The sequence below is a fragment of the Paenibacillus sp. UNC217MF genome, from assembly GCF_000686865.1.
In the GTDB taxonomy this organism is placed as follows: Bacteria; Bacillota; Bacilli; order Paenibacillales; family Paenibacillaceae; genus Paenibacillus_B; species Paenibacillus_B suaedae.
On the sequence record NZ_JMLT01000024.1, the window covers coordinates 44,227 to 63,326 of the forward strand.

Here is a 19,100-nt window from a genome sequence, read left to right on the forward strand (position 1 = left end):
CAGTATTTTCATCTTACTATTCGAAATTAAGGCTGCTTACCAATATAGGCAAGGATTCCACCGTCAACATATAAAATATGTCCATTGACAAAGTCACTAGCTGGCGAAGCTAAGAATACCGCAGGACCTGCTAAATCCTGAGTTTCTCCCCAACGCTCTGCAGGTGTCTTCGCAATAATAAAGGAATCGAACGGATGACGGCTGCCATCAGCTTGAAGCTCACGCAACGGCGCTGTTTGTGGCGTAGCAATGTAGCCTGGTCCGATACCATTACATTGGATGTTATATTGGCCATACTCAGAAGCGATATTGCGGGTTAGCATCTTGAGGCCGCCTTTGGCAGCAGCATAAGCAGACACCGTTTCTCGTCCTAATTCACTCATCATCGAGCAAATATTAATTATTTTACCGCCACCTTTTTTAATCATCCCTGGAATAACCGCTTTGGAAACTATAAATGGTCCGTTCAAGTCAATATCAATGACTTCACGGAACTCTTCCGCAGTCATTTCTGTCATTGGAATCCGCTTAATAATGCCAGCATTGTTGACTAGAATATCAATGACTCCAACTTCCGCTTCAATCTGTTGCACCATCGCTTGTACACCTGGCTCGTCGGTCACGTCGCATACATATCCATGCGCCTCAATGCCGGCTTCCTTATAAGCAGCCATACCGATCTCTACCGTTTCTGGCTCACGAGCATTAAATACAATTTTTGCACCCGCACGCGCCATAGCGCATGCCATTTCCAATCCGATCCCATACACTGCACCTGTAACGAGAGCTACCTTGCCATCAAGGCGAAATTGATCTACCGAAAATTGTGACAACTCTTCATACTCCCCTCTCTATAAACCCTATCTATTCATCTATCTACTTTAGATCGTCCATAGCGACCATATCCATATCGGTGTATGTGATATTCTCGCCGCACATTGCCCAAATAAACGTATAGTTGCTAGTGCCAACACCGGTGTGAATGGACCAGCTTGGACTGATAACCGCTTGCTCATTGCCGACAACGAGATGCTTCGTCTCATCAGGTTTGCCCATGAAATGAAATACCTTGTTGTCCCCTTCCATATCGAAGTATACATACGCTTCCATGCGTCGCTCATGCGTGTGGCATGGCATCGTATTCCAAGCGTTTCCTTCTTCTAGGTGCGTATAGCCCATTTGCAACTGGCATGACTGACACACATTCGGATGAATGTACTGATAAATTTTACGCTTATTCATTGTGTTATCAGCACCTGTCTCCATTGGCTTAATGTTATCAATGGAAATACGTACATTCGGATATTTGTGATGAGCCGGGCTAGAAGAAATATAAAATTTCGCTGGATTACTAGCATCTGCACTAGCAAACAGCACTTCTTTCGTCTCTTTGCCGATATAATAGCCATCCTGATTGTTCATCGATTCACGCACACCATCAATCGTAATAAACCCAGGACCACCGATATTAATGACACCTAGTTCACGACGCTCTAGAAAATACTCAACACCCAAATCTTTACTAAGCTTAATCTCTAACGGCTCTTTCGTAGGTGTTACGCCACCAAAGATCAAACGGTCATTATGCGAGTAAGTCAAGCGAATTTCACCGGGAACAAACACCTGCTCCACTAAAAACTCCTTGCGCAATTCTTCTGTTGTCATGCGTGCGATCGATTGTGGCGCATACGCGTAGCGTGTCTCCATAGTTTGCATATTTTCTAGTTCCTCCCGATTTCATAGACTTGGATTCATCACAATGAACAATGATGATCATTCGATATTGAACCTACAATCATCATAGTAAATGCTCCCAGCAATAGTAAGTCAATTATTTTGCTCGATTGTGAACAATTTTGACTTTATTGCTTAATTGACTTTACTTTTCCCTTTTTATGTTATTAGTTCGATAGTAACCTACGCTAAGCTTGCTATAACCGTTGCTCCAAGCGGGATATCCAGCTGATACGTATGTGGCGCGGGCTGTGTTACAGCGACTGCCATTGATGGCTTACCAGAACGGAAAGTAAGCGGAACCGTACTATAAATAACACAAGGCTTGCCAAGCGTAGACGTTATCTGCGCCTGCTGCAGCTTGCCTTCCTTCCAAGCCATATCAACGGTAAATCCACCGCGGGCACGTAAGCCAGTAACATGACCCTGCCGCCATGCAAGTGGAAGAGCCGGCAGTAGCCGGATTTCATCCCCATGCGACTGCAATAGCATCTCTTGCATCGCTGCTGCTCCACCAAAGTTGGCATCAATTTGGAATGGAGGATGGTCGCCGAACAAGTTCGAGTGTACCGCTTTGCTTAATAGATTGCGCAAACTCAGATGTGCCTGCTCTCCTTCATCCAGCCTTGACCAGAAGTTTGCAATCCACGCTTGACTCCAGCCCGTATGTCCTCCACCATGAGCTAAGCGCCGCTGCAGCGTGAACTTAGCAGCTTGTCCAAGATCAGGGCTGCGATGAGGAATGATCTGTTCCCCTGGATGCAAAGCGAATAGATGAGAAATATGGCGATGCCCCAGCTCTACTTCCTCATAATCAACCGCCCACTCCATAATTTGTCCATGGCGGCCGATTTGCGGCTGTGGCAGCTTACTGCGGACTTGCTTCCACTGTGCCAATAAATCTTTGTCCTCTTGGCACACCTGTTCCATATACCCTTCATCCAGTTGCAACAGCTCACCGGCACGGATACATGCTGTAAACAACGCATACAAAATTTGTGAGTCCATCGATGGACCATAGCATAGTGCCCCGACTTCACCCTGTTCACTGCGATACGAGTTTTCTGGAGATAGTGATGGTACGGTCACCAGCTGTCCTGATGGCAACTCCAATAAGAAGTCTAAGAAAAATAACGACGCTTCTTTCAACACGGGATACGCACGTTCGCGCAAGAACGAAAGTGAGCCGTTATAACAATAGTGCTCCCACATATGCAGCGCAATCCATGCGCCACCCATCGGCCACATATTGGCGCTCACATATTCACCGTAAATGCCTGTATCCGCCCACAGGTTGCTGCTCGTGTGAGCAACAAATCCACGTGCACCATAAATGTTGCGCGCTGTCTGGCGTCCATTGATGACTAAGCGTTCAATAAAATCAAATAGCGGCAGGTGACATTCCGCTAAATTCCCTGTCTCGGCAAGCCAGTAGTTCATTTGCAAGTTAATGTTAAGATGATAGTCCGATTCCCATGGAGGAGTAAAACTATCGTTCCAAATCCCTTGCAAGTTAGCTGGTAGAGTTCCCGGTCTGGAGCTGGCTAGCAGTAAATAACGCCCGTACTGATAAAACAGCGCCTCCAGCCCATTATCAGCGGCACCTTGCCGATATTGTTCTAGTCGCTGCGACGTGGACAAGCATTGTTGTCTAGGAACCTGAAGCTGTGGCTCAGTGCTTCTTCCTTCCTCCGCTTCCAAATCCAACGTTACACGGGTAAACAGCGGCTTATAATCATCCAAGTGCCGCTGCTTCAATGTCTCATATGGCACTTGAGCTGCCTGTTTTGCCTGTTGCCAAGCAACAGCATAAGCATCTGCACAGCGAAATGAAGTCTGCGCAGCTACAATAAGCGTGACTGCACGAGCTTGACGAATATCAAGATAACTGCCCGCCGTCTGACATTGTCCACCCTCAACTACTGCCCGCAGCACAACGGCATAACGTACGCCATCTGCTCCTAATTGTCCTTTCATGGCAATAGCCTGTCCATCATCTGTCTGAACCATTTCACCGGTGAATGGTCTACGATCGAATTTGGCTGCAAAGGTTAAGCCTGCGGCGGCGGTCGAAGTCATCCGGATTACTAGCACTTGATCAGCGGCGCTAGAAAATATCTCACGGCTGTACTGAATTGCATCTTGCCGTCCCACTTCATAATTTACCTGAACCAAAGCATTATCCAAGTCTAGCTCACGACAATAATGATGAATTGCATGAACATCTATATCCGTATCAAAATCCAACAACAAGTTGCCTAATGTCTGATAAGGATGGAAATATTGCGGAACGTTCGTCATATGCTTCAACACTAACTTTTCTGCCTTGCGCACGTTACCCTGCAGCAACAAGTTTTTAATTTCCGGCAACGCCGCTTGCGCTGCTCTATTATCGTTATCCCTTGGACCACCATACCAAATCGAATCTTCATTCAATTGAATCTGCTCGCGCTGTATCCCACCATATACAACGCCCCCTAAGCGCCCGTTACCGATTGGAAACGCTTCCGTCCATTTGCTAGCCGCTGTCCGCTCAAGCAAAAAATAGTTGCTTATATGATTCATTAAGCTACCCTCATTTCTTTACAGAATCCTGTGTAATAGCTCGTATCCCCAATATTGTACCTCGCACCATTATATCGACATTCCACCTAAAAATAGATGCACTTTTATGACCATGTGTGTGTCGCTTTTTGACTCGTACGCTTCAGTTGCTTCCATCATGATCCATTCGAATCGTGCAACAACCTATACACGTCACTCTATTTTTCTGGTCCATGCTGCACAAAAAAATCGGACGATTCATACATGCTGAATCGTCCGATCTGCGTATATCATTTCGAATATTTTATATCCCCTTTGCCTGACGATAGGCATTTACATATGCGGCAGCTTTCTTCCGAATCAACGAGAAATCTTTGTTCTTAACTGCTTCATTTGTTAAATCGGAGCCGATCCCTACCGCTACCGCTCCGGCTTTCACCCATTCACCTAGGTTATCCAACGACACACCGCCGGTTGGCATAATGTTAGCCTGCGGCAATGGGCCTTTGATCGCCTTGATTACGGATGGCTCATACAGGTTGCCTGGGAACAGCTTGACGATATCGGCTCCAAGCTCAAGCGCTTCATTAATTTCCTTGATGGTCATCGTTCCTGGCATTACCGGTACGCGATATCGGTTGCACATGGTTACGGTCTCAGCGCTAAGGAAAGGGGACACTACGAATTGAGCGCCGCTAAGAATCGCCGCACGTGCCGTTTCAGCATCCAGCACGGTTCCTACGCCAATAATCGCATAAGTAGATTCATCTGACGAATCCCATTTATATTTTTGAGCTAGTGTCTCAATTGCTTTCAACGCAAATGGAACTGTCATCGTAATCTCTATCACTTTAATTCCGCCGAGAATCGCTTCCTCGGCCATTGCGACAACTTCTTCTGCCGTCTCCCCGCGAAGTACGGCAACGACACCTTCCTGTACTATCTTCTGAGTAATCTGCATTTTCTTCATATTGTTCTCCTCCCCATTTATCGAATGTCGTTTCTATTAATAGTCCTCAATGAAACACAACTTACCGCTCAACATGCACCTTACCGGCAAGCAATCGCTCGATTTGCGCTCCACTAGGGAGACCTTCCCAATCGCCAACCGTCTGGATTACCTGCGAGCCTATCAAATTACCGAGACGAACCGCCTCTTCAAGGCTATATTCCCGCAGCAAACCAGCTAGAAATCCAGCACAAAAGCCATCTCCTGCTCCTACCGTATCAACTACATGATCAACCTTATAGTAAGGAACTGATGACAGTTCACCGTGCTCCAGAATATAGGTTTTGTCCTCGCCACCTTTAATAATGCTTACAGCGGACAGCTCACTGAGCTTGGCAACGATCTCATCCATCGATTCCGTCTCATACAGCAGTTTCAATTCATCTAATCCCGGTAAGAAATAATCCGCTTTTAGCGCCAATGGCAACAGAACCTTTTGGGCTGCTTTCACATCCCATAGCTTTAAACGCAAATTCGGATCGAAGCTCACTTTGACGCCGTGCTGCTTCGCGATGTCCATCGCTGCTGCCGCCGTCTCCGCACAGGATGTGCTTAATGCAGGTGTGATCCCGGTAATATGTAAAATCTTTGCTCCAGCAATATATTCCTCATCCAAATGCTCAGGAGTCATTTTACTTGCCGCCGATAGCTTGCGGTAATAATAGACAGAACTTCTTCCAGCCGCATTCTCTCGAATCATTAGTCCGGTTGGAGCTTCATCTGTGAATGAAGCGCGTCTAACATCTACGCCTTCGCCCCGCACCATCTTATAAATCCGCTGCCCGAACGGATCATCTCCAAGCCGACCGCACCAGCCTGCGGAATGTCCAAGCCTTGACAAACCGATCGCTACATTCGTCTCAGCTCCACCAAAGGAAGGCGTCAAATTCGATGTATATTCAAGACCTTTCCCCCCCTCGGCGATCAATAGGGCCATACTTTCCCCGAAGGTGACCACTTCCGGATGAGCATTTCGATTATTCATTCCCCTTCACCACCCTGAACCTGACTGTTGTACACTTCGAATGTGGACAAGTTTGGCCACCAGCGGGAGCCAGTGATCTGAAGACGCAAGCGACTGCTGCTTATGGCTGGAAAATGGCAGATCCGCTTGTGACCGATAATGGTACCCTTCAGAATAGGCTGCCACGTCCCTCTGCCTGCAGCAGTATCCGTACAATCCTCTGTCGTTGCAGCAGCATCGGCTTGCCAATACTCTAAGCGGAAACTCTCAATCCTCTGCGTATAGCGATACTCCTGCAGTACGATATGGTCAAACGTTTGCTCTGTTCCTAAGTCGACAGTGATACTCGCCACCTCTGTACCTTGCTCAGGAGCCCAAAACGTATCTCGATTGCCATCCAGTATATTGGTCGCTTCATATCCAGCCATCGCTTCACTAGCCGTAGCAGCAGCATCGCGTGCCACATTCGTCTCAAACGTATTGCGAATCCAAGCTCCGAGCTCCTCTAACCGCTGCACATCATTCTCGTGGAGCAGACCGCGCGTATCGGCAGGAATATTAAGCAAGAGCGTAGCATTGCCTCCGACCGAACCATAGTACACATTCCGCAGCTCATCCAGCGATTTGACTTGATCATCTTGACTCGCATGATAGAACCATCCCGGACGAATCGACGTATCCACTTCCGCTGGATACCAGACAAGCTCCGATACATTTGCGATAATGTCGCGGCTACCCAAGTCTTCATCCTCTGAAGTGAAACGCTTGGCGAATTCAGCATTATCTTCCTGCTGTGAATGTTCCTGAATTCTCTCCTTATCCTGCAGCTGCGCAGGTACTACGCTCCACTCCGACTTGCGACAATGCCCCGCCTCATTGCCACACCAGCGCACATCCGGCCCACATACCGAAATACTCGCTTCTGGCTGCAATTCACGAATCAGTGCATAATAGCCATTCCAATCATATATTTGCCGTTTGCCGTTAGGACCTTCACCACAAGCCCCATCAAACCACACACAGAAAATATCCCCATACCTAGTCAACAGCTCGCGCAGTTGATTGGTAAAGTACTCATTATAAGCTGGCGAATCCCCATAACACGGCTCATGACGATCCCAAGGCGATAAATAAATCCCAAACTTCAACCCGCCTTCACGACAAGCATCTGCCACCTCACGAACGACATCACCCTTGCCATCTTTCCATGGGCTATTCTTCACCGAATGCTCTGTATACTCACTCGGCCACAAACAAAACCCATCGTGATGCTTGCAAGTCAGAATCAGCCCTTTCATCCCTGCGGCCTTACAAGCGCGTACCCACTGCCTTGCATCCAGCTGTGTCGGATTAAAAATATCCGGCTGCTCCTGCCCACTGCCCCATTCCTGGTCCGTAAACGTATTTACTGTAAAATGTACAAAAGCGTAAAACTCCATCTCTTGTATCGCCAACTGCCGCTCAGACGGCCGCACCAACGCTGCCGCTTTAACTTGCTCTGTTTTTATAACTCCACTGCTGTTCATAACCATTTCCCCCCTCTCATTTTCCCGCTGCAACATTTTGAAAAATATAAAAAGATATCATACATATCTATATGGAAATTAAAAACCCAACCTAACTTAGGCTAATAATAGCAAATCAAAGATAGGTAGAAACACGCATTATTTTTTTATATATATGCAATATTTTGACCTTAACATCGAAAGAGCCAAGATCCTAAAAATCGGACCTTGGCTTTCGATTGGTTATTTTAACCTCTACTAACTGTAAAATGGAAATATCTTCTTCTGTACTCAAGCCTGCTGGGAAGTCACCTTCATTTAGATGATACAGTTTGGCACCTACTTAAGTCGTTGACCTTAAGACGTGACTAATGCAGATGGCTTGAATAGACAGCATCTCTTATTTCAAATCATTTAACATGCCTAGAATCAAAGTAACTGCTTCAGCTCTGGTTGCAGCAGCATTAGGATTGAATTTACCAACTCCATTTCCTTTAATCAGGCCTGCTTCTTCTGCAGTTGCCACATAAGGCTTAGCCCATGCTGGCACTTGATCCGCATCTTTAAACGTCAGAGTTGCATTTGGATGTACTTCAAGACCCCGTGCACGAACAATCATAACAACGAGTTCACTTCTGGTGATATCTTTATTCGCACGGAATGTACCATCTTCATAGCCTGATATATATCCCGCTTTAGCAAGTGCTTGAATGTATGGCTGTGCCCATACTGGTGTTTGACTTTGATCCGCAAAAATAATCCCTGTATTTACGGGTTCCAACTTTAGCGCTCTAGCTAACATTGCTGAAATCTCACCGCGAGTTATCGTAGCATTCGGCCTAAAGGTTCCATCCTCATAGCCACTTACAAAACCAAGCTCAACTGATTTTTCAATGGAAACCTTCGCCCAATGATCTGCGATATCAGACAAATCTACTGTAGGGGATACTGGATCAGTAGGTTTCACTGGTTTCACTGGTTCAGTTGGTTTAGGTTTAGGTGTTGGTGTCGGCGATGTAGGTGTTGGATCCGCTGATGGCGTCGATCCGCCACCTACCGGTGTATCGTCTTTATACGTTGCTGTTACTTTAACTGCTTCACCTGGCATGATGAACGTATACATGTTGTTATTCGTTGTATCTTGGGTCAACGTCAAGCTTGCTGGCGTAACGATCCACTTGTCGAACACTTTACCCACAGGCGCATCTAGTACTACAGTTACGGTTTCACCTTTCTTAGCAGTCTGTTTATCTGCTGTTACACCTTCCATGGTTACAGTGTAAGTCTTGCCGAGATCAAATGTTGCCGTGTACGTCTTACCGAGCGATCCCGAAGTATTGACTTCAATGCTAACTCCATCTTGTATCGGTGTAACTTTCATCCCCGTATCTGCAGTTAGCAATGTCAAGTTCGGTTGATGGACTTCAATCGTCACTGTGTTTTGCTTTTGCGTTGGATCGGATATCGCAATTGTCATTTCGCCACGCTCTTCTTTCATGATGACCGTAGCTGCAGATTTAGCTTGGATGCTTCCTGCAGTATCCGCACTCCAGAAGTTCGCAGCTGTGATGCCAAGCTGCTTATTGCTAACGGCCTGTACGGTTGATGTATTGCTAAGCACTCCTACTGCCGGTTGTTCACTATAAGCTTGTGTTTGTTCCGCTGTCTTACCTGGAAGCAGCACATATTCGTAACTAGCGGCTTGTGGATTATTCCCATGATCAAAGGCAATGCTGGCATAGTTGCGCGTCAGTTTATCTTGCGATTGACCGTTGTTAATGTCATACCAAGAGCCTGTTCTCGCCTCGCGAACGACATGGAGTGTGGGTGCAGTTGGGAAGTAATAGCCCATATCCGTACCAGAACCTGCACCATTGCCCGCCAGATGCGCCCAGTTTACATCGTTAATATCTGCTTTATAATCCAATGCTGCAGGCACCTGTACACCGTTAATCACAAATGCGTTATCACCGCTGCTATTCAACTTGCGATTATCAACAATCGTTTCTACCGATTTTGTAGCGGCCGATGTTTTACGAATATCTGTACCGAGGGCAACAATTTCATCATCGAACATAAACCATGATTTCTTACCACTTAAATCACTGCCCGTTACTTTCGTTAATGAGAAATCCATGCCGCTTGCACTATATAAATGATCTAGTGTGGCACCGCCAACATGACTTTTCGTATTGTAATAGTACGCCCATTCGCCCGGCATCTTTCCTTCTCCAGAACCGTCTGTTGTCGTACCTGGCAAACGGAAACTATTAACCGTCGCCCAAAATCCATCGCGATATTGCAATAAATCTTCGTTATAGATATAGGTCATGCCAAGACCAGTATCCCAACCTTTTATATTTTCTTTGTTACCCATTTCAAAGGCAGAAATGCGGTCTGAGAACATGCTTAGCCCAAAAGCGTAGTTCGGACGATGATGCGCGACACGGGCCATACCGTTGAACATATAACTGCTCGACAATTCACCGCGCGGTGCGACAGTATCATCGTTCATCACTTTCTTCAGCAACATCACACTATAAATCGGCAAGCCTTTATAGTAATCATTAAAGGTTGTATCCTTGCTTACCCATTCCTTAACCATACTGCGAATATTAGCGCTAACCTCTGGTGGTGCACCCTCTGCTAAACTTGCTAAAGCTACAATCGTGCCGCGAGCCGTACCCGAGTCTTTTCTGGAGATCCCCCGCCCGTTAACCATATCCATGTACAGCCCTTTATAAATAACTGGTTCGAATGTATCACTTACCCACTTATAAATGTTAGCCACACGTGGATCAGTCACAGGCCATGGTGAAGTGTTGAGCAAATAAGTGATGTCCGCCGTGCGGCTGAGCCAGACTGCACCATAGCCAGCCGTGTAAGCGATATTCGCATGCTGCACCAGTGAACCATCCTCATATACACCATCACCTTTCGTGACATAGTTAAATTCGGAACCAATCGAATCCCGTCCTTGCGTAATTTTAGCGCTATTTCTACCAATTACGCCGCGAAGAGTTACAACAAGTGCTTTGTCCAGCAAATTGCCACCGGTTTCGATCACGGAGCTATTTTGCACCCGCTTTGTTGGATTAGGACAATACTTATCAATTGTCCGCATGAAGTTGCCTATTTGCTGATCGTTCAACTCATCATACATAAGGATCAGACAATCATTTAACAGCTGCGGTGCACCGATTTCAAATCCCCACCAGCTGCTGGCGCTGCTGTAGGATAAACGCTCGTTATAACGCTTAGCGTACATCCAATCCAGGGCACCTATAATTGCATCCCGCAGCTGTGGATCGTGATAGAAACGAGAAGCCTCTGTATTGTAAGCGGTTGCAATTGTCTTAATACGAGTAAACTCGCTAACGATGTTGTTGGCATGCTGCTCCTTCGTGTCGGCGTTATCGACAAGATCCGACCATAAGTATCTACGGCTGCTATCATTAGCACTAAGCGTATCGAGATAACCCGTCTTAGCGGCATTGGATACATTATTGTCCATCTCAGCTACTAGTGCCTGAATAGCGGGATCAGAAGCGAGGTTATCGTCTACAGCTCCTACTAACTTCTGCTTCCAGCGTTCACGCAATTGGTCGTAAGCAGCTGCTGTCTCTGTAGAGTCTACACCAATGTTACTTTGTGCCTTTATCATCTGATCTTCTGTTGCAACAGTGATTGTTGCTACACCCGCAGCAATAGCTGTTACATTACCATCTTGATCAACAGCAGCTACGTTCTCATCACTAGTACTCCATTTTACTTTGGGAGATGGAAGATTATTTGGAGTGACGGTTAATGTTAGCGGCTTCGTCTCTCCAACCGTCATCATCGTTGCCGTCGGTTCAAGCGCTAACCCCGTTATGCCGTCATATTCCTCCAGCCGAATGTTATCAAACCACACTTTGCCGGTGCTATTTTCTAAAAACAATTCAACAAAAAATTTAGCACCACCAGCCGGCACCGTTATAAAAACTTGCTGCATCGTCCAATCGTTCGTACCATACACCTTCGTTGAAGTAGGTCCATCTATTAATTTTGTGTTAGAAGGATTAAGCACAGAAGTGCGGAAATAAGCGCCGCTGCCACCTGCAATATTTTCGGTTTTATACCACACTTGCAAGCGGTACGATTTCCCAGCCTCCACGGGTGCCTTAGCATTAATCGATACACGGCTTGTGCCGGAAGCATCTATCAGCATCGATTGCTGACCACTATAAGAATCATAGGTAGCAACCGTTACACTTACTGTCCTACCAGTTGGTTTACCAGAACCTACAGGAATCCATGTGTCCCAATTAACAGGTACAGGGTTCGTATCCGTATATTGAGTCCAAGTACCGCTCGGCGCTGCAGTTGATTCGAAATCACCATTCGGAAATAAATTATTTACATTTGATGACATCGCTACACCTGTGCCAACAGGCAAGAACGTGACTACTATTGCAACTACTAGTAACAAACTAAGTATTTTTTTCATCACTCTTCACCCCTTCTCTGAGCACCATACAGAAAAGGCGTCCCTCTTCCCACTATTTGTACTTTATATAGCATGGAATATAGAGACGCCTAGTTTCAGCGGATTTCTATTTATTATATTACTTACAAATCGTTACTTCTTCTCTTTCTCATTAATAATCTTCGTTGCTTCTTCAACCATCCATGCTTGTACTTTCTCAATTGGCTCCGTGCTAAGCATAAATTTGCTGAAGCCATCGTCGATAACTTTTGTTAAATCAGCACTCGAAGTGGTAAGGACCTTGGAAGCATCCAAATACTTAATATCGGCGCCAAACAGCGTGTTCTTCAATGACTCTACATCGTACTTGTCCGTGTTTTTACCGATCATGCGCTCCAATAGTTTTGTCTGATCTGCTTTCTTCCAACCGGAAAACTCTTGTCTATTGGCTGAATCTGCTGTAGACATGAAGCGCATCAGCTTATATGACTCTTCCTTGTGCTTCGTTGTTGAACCCATTGCTAATTGTGAACTGCCAACAAAGTATTTACCGCCCTCATAATCTTTAGGCAAAGCATTCTTTGGAGGCAAAGGAACTGGCGCGAAAGCAGTCACAAAATCATGTGGGTACTGCTCAAGATTGCCTGGATCAGGAATCGTGAAGCTGCCTGACATAATCATCGCTGCACTACCACCGAAGAATTCACTGCGATAGTTAAGCTTAGATGCTAGCACATCCGCATAGGGTTTCGCTGACTTATCAACACTTTCCATGTCTTTGCGCAATTGGAAGAAGTACGGATAGGTTGGGTCAGACAGAATTGTACTACCATCGTCATAGCGGAACGGATCTTTCATTACCGTTTGCGCTGGGGCATTCATATACAACTCCCACGTATGGAAGTAGGTTCCGTATCGTTTGTCTACGCCTTCGCCTTTTGTCAGCTTCTTCGCATACTCGCGATAGTCGTCCCATGTCCAGCCGAATTTAGGAACGGGCAGTCCCGCTTCATCCAACGCATTCTTATTGAGCATGACATAGGTATAACCTGATGTATATGGCATCCCGTAATATTTGCCGTCTACTTGCGGATTTACATAATACTCATCTTCCGCTTTCAAACCTTCTTTATCATAGAATTCATTTAGTGGCGTAAATGCACTGCGAACTGCTCTTTCAACGACCGCTGAAGTACTTGGCAATTGAACGACGTCAACTTCATCTCCTGACGAAATAAGGAAGTCCAATTTCTTCAACATTTCCAATGAATTACCTGGGACGAGCACGACATGTTCCACTTTAATACCAGGGTTAGCTGCTTCAAACTCACGCAGCATTGCGTCTGTACCCTCTTGTTGAGCCTCATTGTCCCAGTTATAGTACTTAAGGGTCACTTCCTTCTTCTCTGTACCGTTCGATTGTGCGGATTCGTCAGCTTTGTTTCCACAAGCGCTTGTAAACATCATTAATGCTAGTAGTAGGCATGTGGACAGAAGAAAATAACGTTTACTTTTAGTTGCCATGTGCAACTTCCCCCTAAAATGAATGATAGTAAGCTTTGAGTCAAGGCCTTGTTAGCGCTTACAGACAGTATATAACGTTTGCAAATTGCCTGCGTGTATAATTTTGTGCTTGTGCGATAACGATTTTGACTTATTAGAAGACTCTAAACTAGAGATGTCTACAGATTTATCTTATCATGAGTCCGTAATGCTTACCCTTTCACACCACCAAGGGCAATCCCACTAATAACTTGTCTCTGCAAAACAATAAACACAATCAGCAGAGGAATAATCGCTGATACTGCCGCCATCATCATAATCGCATCGTTGGTCGTATAATCATCCCTAAACAAGGTCATGCCTAGCGGAACGGTATACAACGATTTCGATTGCAAGAAGATTAACGGATTTTGATAATCATTCCACGACCAGATGAACTTAATAATCGCCACCGTCGCGATTACAGGCTGACAGAGCGGAAGCATAATCGAAGTGAAGCTGCGCAGGTGCCCTGCACCGTCAATTTTAGCAGCTTCCAAAATATCATCACTCACACCGGCCATAAACTGACGCAACAAGAATGTAAAGTAAATCGAAAACATACCCATCAATATTAGCGCTGCATGGGTGTCATATAGTCCCAACCAACGAATAAGCATGAAGCGAGGAATGAGCGTCGCTTGATCAGGAATAATCATCATGGCTAACAGCCCGGCAAATACAAGGTTTCGACCGCGAAATTGTAGTTTCGTAAAGGAATAGGCTGCCATCGTTGATATAAGTAGCGAGAGTAAAGTAACGATAATTGCCACTTTAATGGAGTTAAAATAAATCTGACCAAACGGTACCTTTTGCATCCATACTGCCTTAAAGTTATTCATAAAGTTGGTTGCAGATGGAATCCATTCAATCGGGAAGCGCATGACATCTTTTTCAAATTTAAACGCTGACGACACCATCCATAATAATGGAAAGATGAAAAGTATGGACAATGCTCCCATTAACACGGTAGCGATAATTTTAGTAATCTTATTACGTAAGGTTAGCATCGTATTCTCCCTTTCTATTAAAATGATTCTTCTTGGCGCATCTTCCACGTTGCCGCAGTAATCAGACCGATAATCGCAAATAACAACCAAGAGATTGCAGATGCATAGCCCATATTGTAGTTGACGAAACCTTCTTGATAGATGCGGAATACAATTACCGTTGATGAATTATCAGGACCGCCTTCGGTCAAATACGAAATAATATCGAACACTTTAAATGAACCAATAAGCATCGTAATAAGCAAGAAGAACGTCGTTGGACGGAGCAGCGGGATCGTGATATTGAAAAACTTCTTCAGCCCCGTCGCCCCATCAATTTCTGCCGCTTCATATAATTCTTCGGAAATATTGGACAATCCCGCCATGTATATAATAATCGTGTAACCGAGCCCTGCCCACGCACTAATAATAGCGACCGCAATTAGTGATGTTTTCGGATCAACGAGCCATTTCGGAGGATTCGATATACCAAGATCCATTAGAAATTGATTGATAGGGCCTAGTGAAGGGTGGAACAAGATGCTCCACACTGCTGCCACAGCGATAATCGAAGAAATGTAAGGTATAAAGAATACGACTTTAAAGTAATCCTTAAAGTAGACTTTACTATGAATAACAACTGCTAACACAAGTGCAAGCGCAATCGGAATTGGCACGGTTAACACCGTATATACTAAGTTGTTATATAATGCCTTCCAAATCGTTGGGTCTTGAAATAAATGAATGAAGTTTTGCAGACCAGCAAATTTAATACCTGATACCCCAGATAATAAATCCCAATCTGTAAAACTTAAGTACAATGAAAACCCAAGGGCAAATACATTAAGCATTAACATACCCACTATTTCTGGCAGTAAAAACAGCCAACCAACTAATGCTTCCTTTCTCCGTGGCGACCAAAATTTTTTCACTCCGCTCTCCGCCTGCTGTTTTGGAAGCTGATAACTTGATTTTGTCTCTTCCACTTTTTATGTCACCTCAGCTTATAATTTGTTGACTTCATCATAATTCGCAGGCAAGGGAGAACAAAGGATGGATTATGACCTAGTGTGGGTAAAATTTTGACCTTTGTCATTTATGGAAACATGCAACCGAGTTGACTACTATTGAGCATCATTGAGATGAAGGGTTAGATGGGTTAAGCCGGAGATGGAGAGAGCTGGATCACTCGAAAACGGGGAAGAAATGTAATGTAAACAGAAAAGCGACCCCTACTTTTCCATGTAAGGGCCGCCCATCACTCTCTTTTGCAAAGCTGAGATACCTAATCAATTATTAGAAAGTGATTGTTGATATTGAGACCAGAGGGTATTCACGTCTATGCCAGTAATCAATTGAAATTGACCTTCTTTCCACAATTGAATTTGTTGCTCATTCATGCCATAGGGGATCCTTGCGGCATTTAATGCACGAATGAATCCGCGATGTTTCGTATCTTCAATCCAGCGAATGAAGTTCGCCGTTCCATTGCTAGACCAAGTTCCACCCGGGCTGATACCATAACGATTATGATAACCCGTTTCGTAACGCAAGCTATCAGCTACTGCTTCCACATCAAAGTCGCTATATTGATAAGCATGACCCAATTCGTGATAAAGGATTCCAATAATTTCATCGCGTAATGAGTTGTTGGGATTATTAGCTGCGAAGCTTGCGAGATACTGAGAACTGATACCTAGCGTTTTTAACTCATTGTCTCCTGACATCCAGGCAACTCCAGGGGTGTCTACGATTTCCACTAGAATTTTCTTTACTCTAACCGGCATTTCTGCCGGACTCTTGTATAAAATTTCATTTAATTTACGCAAGATCGTCAAAATTTCTTGCTCGGCATTGGGTAGAGCTTGATCGAATAAACTGTAGCCTGCAAGGTTCTGAACTTCGATGATCGGGTTCTCGGTATGCCACATGTCATTCGTGCGCGAAAATTCAACTTCGCTTACTTGCAGAGCGTAGCCGCTATGATTTTGGATATTGTTGAGCCTATAGTATTGATAGGCATTTGTATTGTTATACAATAAGTAATGTTTACGTTGATGACGAAGCTTGAAGTTCTCATCGCTTTTCGTGTCTAAATCCGTCCAGTTAATAGAATCATTGGATCCCTGCAGAACCCAGCTTCTCGGATCAGCATCGGGACTATTGTTGTACGATTTAGCCGACGTAAGCGCGTAACCATCGATCATAACCTGTTCGCCAAAGTCGAACTGCAACCATGCCGTATTGTTCCAAGTTAGCCACTTGGTATTGCTTGATCCGTCAACCAGATTCGACTTGATATCGTCTGGAGCATTTTCTCCGCTGGCTGTAACCGTGGGCTTAATCGTGCTGAAAGTCTGCACATCATTACCGAATAGCTTAATTTCGGATAACTGCAGCATCCCGCCGTCATCGTACTGATTAGCAAAGTTATCAAACTTTACAAATTTATAAGGAGCTGTATTGGCAAATGAATAGGTTTTCGTTTGATGGCGGGAGGTGAAGCTTTGATTCTGCTGTGTGTCCAGATCATCCCAGACAATCCCGTCATTGGACCCTTTTAATACCCAGCTTTTCGGATCTCTTCCAGGCTCATCCTCCGCAGTTGTAATGGAGTACGAGTTAACGATCTTTGCAGTCGTGAATTCATATTGCAGCCATGCTGGAGTACTGAATGTTAACCACTTCGAAAAAATATACTGATCGAATGCTTTATCCTTGCCCTCATGCGACCCATTTTCACCACTTGCGGTTACCGTCCCGTCTACAGCTAAATTGATCGGCAGGATAGTCGGAGTCGACTCGGCTGCAATAGCAACCGGAATATATACATTGCTGCTAAAGCCTAATCCTATCGCGGCCGCTAAGATAAGTACTCCTATTTTTTTCATGTTTGTCCTCTCCTTTTTTTGATTAAGAAGTTTCATGATTTCCCCTACTTTTCAGTTCACTTTAAAATTAACTTCCGGGTATTTTGCGGCCAGCCTCTCTAGTGCTGAGCTGTCGCCTGTCTGTTTCACATAAAGGTCAAAAAAAGCGAGGCTAAACTCGTTGATAATACGATGAACGTACCGCGGATCTTCGCCTGGGCTTCGCAATAAAGGTGAAATCAGATGAAAATCAGTGAAGCTCGTATGATCCGTGTGAGGAATGACCATCGACATACCACCGCCAGCAAGCGCACGCTCGTTGCGGTTATTTATTACCTTGATATCTTCAAGTGGATCATCGATGATCCCTGCGCTCATGCTCAGAAACGGTTTGCCGATTCCCGTAGCTGGCACATTTGACCCATATAACAGACCGTCCATATTAATGGCTGCTTGGATGCGGGAGTCCTCCACCAGCATTTGTGCGGCGGTAGCTCCACCGTAAGAATGGCCGAACATACCGATTCGCGAAGTGTCGATCCTTCCCGTAAAGCGGTCGTCTACATCGCCTCGGTTAAGCTTCTCCACTTGATCTAGCACAAAAGCGGTATCTTCCCGCCATAATTTGATATGGCGATCTCTTTCAGCAAGTTCAGTTAGATTCGTAGACTGAAAGTATGCAGTTCGACCGTCTGGATAGACGGTAGCCGCAGCGTCATAGGCATGGTCGATACATAAGACGATATAACCTTGACTTGCTAGCTCCTCGACTTGAAACGTATTTTGATTGCGAAAACCGTTCAAACCATGGGAGAAGATCAATACAGGATAACGGTTCTCGGCGTCTGATAGCCGGGCTTCCGAGAACGCATTCGATTTCACCACATTCAGATGGCCTAGTACGAATGCCGGGACGGACACATCTGCTTCCAGTCCCTTTGCGACCTCATGCGCATTGCGGATAAAGGGCTCGCGATTTCCCTCGCCTTTATCACCTGCAGGATAATACATCTGTACCATTAGCTCGCGCCGGTCATTCGGATCATTTGTAAAAAGTTCCTCCCGCTGATCATCAACCCAATGATACAGCGTTGTGCCGACCATAAATGGGCCTGTCGGTTTATGAAATAAAGATACAGGCATGAGTGCAGGCATCGCGACCGCTACAGACAAATATATGACAAGCAGCAATGTACGAACCGTGACCGTAATTCTGTTTCTGGGGCTCTCTTTGCTCCTGGCCAATAGATAGCATACTGTCAATATAACAGGGGACAAATAAGCCGGAATCATCTGCCAACGGTAGCCTTCAGCGATAAGCTGTATGATAAGAACACCGTATGCAACCGTCAAGGCGGTAACAGACCACCGTTTTGTCTTCCAGCCTGCAAATAGAGTCCATCCCAGAAGGACGAAATTAACAAAGATCAAACCGATTTCCCAAAATCCCATCGGATTCTCCCACCTTTCTTCAT

12 protein-coding genes are annotated in these 19,100 nt (G+C 45.2%); all 12 read right to left on the reverse strand.

Annotated elements, in window-relative coordinates; translation table 11 throughout:
• Positions 1 to 26 precede the first annotated feature (26 nt).
• Complete coding sequence (locus BP95_RS0113910) at positions 27 to 833, reverse strand: gluconate 5-dehydrogenase (RefSeq protein WP_021254845.1); 807 nt, start codon at positions 831 to 833, stop codon at positions 27 to 29.
• A 43-nt stretch (positions 834 to 876) separates the two neighbouring features.
• Complete coding sequence (kduI, locus tag BP95_RS0113915; RefSeq protein WP_090512700.1) at positions 877 to 1,707, reverse strand: 5-dehydro-4-deoxy-D-glucuronate isomerase; 831 nt, start codon at positions 1,705 to 1,707, stop codon at positions 877 to 879.
• A gap of 210 nt (positions 1,708 to 1,917) precedes the next feature.
• On the reverse strand, positions 1,918 to 4,299 hold the full coding sequence (locus BP95_RS0113920; protein WP_028532503.1) for a glycoside hydrolase family 95 protein: 2,382 nt from the start codon (positions 4,297 to 4,299) through the stop codon (positions 1,918 to 1,920).
• Positions 4,300 to 4,582: 283 nt separating this feature from the next.
• Positions 4,583 to 5,248 carry a bifunctional 2-keto-4-hydroxyglutarate aldolase/2-keto-3-deoxy-6-phosphogluconate aldolase gene (locus BP95_RS0113925; RefSeq protein WP_021254842.1) on the reverse strand — a complete coding sequence of 222 codons (666 nt, stop codon included), beginning with the start codon at positions 5,246 to 5,248 and terminating at the stop codon, positions 4,583 to 4,585.
• 61 nt (positions 5,249 to 5,309) lie between these two features.
• Positions 5,310 to 6,272, reverse strand: a complete 963-nt coding sequence (locus BP95_RS0113930; protein ID WP_021254841.1) for a sugar kinase — start codon at positions 6,270 to 6,272, stop codon at positions 5,310 to 5,312.
• Positions 6,269 to 7,783 (reverse strand): alpha-L-fucosidase, encoded by a 1,515-nt coding sequence (locus BP95_RS0113935; RefSeq protein WP_028532504.1) that lies wholly within the window; start codon positions 7,781 to 7,783, stop codon positions 6,269 to 6,271. Before BP95_RS0113935 ends, BP95_RS0113930 begins: the two co-directional genes overlap by 4 nt.
• A 373-nt stretch (positions 7,784 to 8,156) precedes the next feature.
• Entirely contained in the window at positions 8,157 to 12,245 is a 4,089-nt protein-coding gene (locus BP95_RS31950) for a polysaccharide lyase family 8 super-sandwich domain-containing protein (RefSeq protein ID WP_051614085.1), read from the reverse strand.
• A 132-nt stretch (positions 12,246 to 12,377) separates the two neighbouring features.
• Positions 12,378 to 13,748 carry an ABC transporter substrate-binding protein gene (locus tag BP95_RS0113945; protein WP_021254838.1) on the reverse strand — a complete coding sequence of 457 codons (1,371 nt, stop codon included), beginning with the start codon at positions 13,746 to 13,748 and terminating at the stop codon, positions 12,378 to 12,380.
• 191 nt (positions 13,749 to 13,939) lie between these two features.
• Positions 13,940 to 14,776, reverse strand: a complete 837-nt coding sequence (locus BP95_RS0113950) for a carbohydrate ABC transporter permease (protein ID WP_028532505.1) — start codon at positions 14,774 to 14,776, stop codon at positions 13,940 to 13,942.
• 17 nt (positions 14,777 to 14,793) lie between these two features.
• A complete protein-coding gene (locus BP95_RS0113955) occupies positions 14,794 to 15,741 on the reverse strand; it encodes a carbohydrate ABC transporter permease (protein ID WP_021254836.1) in 948 nt (315 codons plus the stop codon).
• Between the two features lie 303 nt (positions 15,742 to 16,044).
• Complete coding sequence (locus BP95_RS0113960) at positions 16,045 to 17,646, reverse strand: basic secretory protein-like protein (protein WP_028532506.1); 1,602 nt, start codon at positions 17,644 to 17,646, stop codon at positions 16,045 to 16,047.
• Between the two features lie 51 nt (positions 17,647 to 17,697).
• Positions 17,698 to 19,077 carry an alpha/beta hydrolase family protein gene (locus BP95_RS0113965; protein ID WP_028532507.1) on the reverse strand — a complete coding sequence of 460 codons (1,380 nt, stop codon included), beginning with the start codon at positions 19,075 to 19,077 and terminating at the stop codon, positions 17,698 to 17,700.
• Between the last annotated feature and the right edge of the window lie 23 nt (positions 19,078 to 19,100).

Excerpts from the sequence above, each read along its gene's own strand:
- kduI (WP_090512700.1), bottom strand. The coding sequence starts at position 1,707 with ATGGAGACACGCTACGCGTATGCGCCACAATCGATCGCACGCATGACA.
- BP95_RS0113920 (WP_028532503.1), bottom strand. The coding sequence starts at position 4,299 with ATGAATCATATAAGCAACTATTTTTTGCTTGAGCGGACAGCGGCTAGC.
- BP95_RS0113925 (WP_021254842.1), bottom strand. The coding sequence starts at position 5,248 with ATGAAGAAAATGCAGATTACTCAGAAGATAGTACAGGAAGGTGTCGTT.
- BP95_RS0113930 (WP_021254841.1), bottom strand. The coding sequence starts at position 6,272 with ATGAATAATCGAAATGCTCATCCGGAAGTGGTCACCTTCGGGGAAAGT.
- BP95_RS0113935 (WP_028532504.1), bottom strand. The coding sequence starts at position 7,783 with ATGGTTATGAACAGCAGTGGAGTTATAAAAACAGAGCAAGTTAAAGCG.
- BP95_RS31950 (WP_051614085.1), bottom strand. The coding sequence starts at position 12,245 with ATGAAAAAAATACTTAGTTTGTTACTAGTAGTTGCAATAGTAGTCACG.
- BP95_RS0113945 (WP_021254838.1), bottom strand. The coding sequence starts at position 13,748 with ATGGCAACTAAAAGTAAACGTTATTTTCTTCTGTCCACATGCCTACTA.
- BP95_RS0113950 (WP_028532505.1), bottom strand. The coding sequence starts at position 14,776 with ATGCTAACCTTACGTAATAAGATTACTAAAATTATCGCTACCGTGTTA.
- BP95_RS0113960 (WP_028532506.1), bottom strand. The coding sequence starts at position 17,646 with ATGAAAAAAATAGGAGTACTTATCTTAGCGGCCGCGATAGGATTAGGC.
- BP95_RS0113965 (WP_028532507.1), bottom strand. The coding sequence starts at position 19,077 with ATGGGATTTTGGGAAATCGGTTTGATCTTTGTTAATTTCGTCCTTCTG.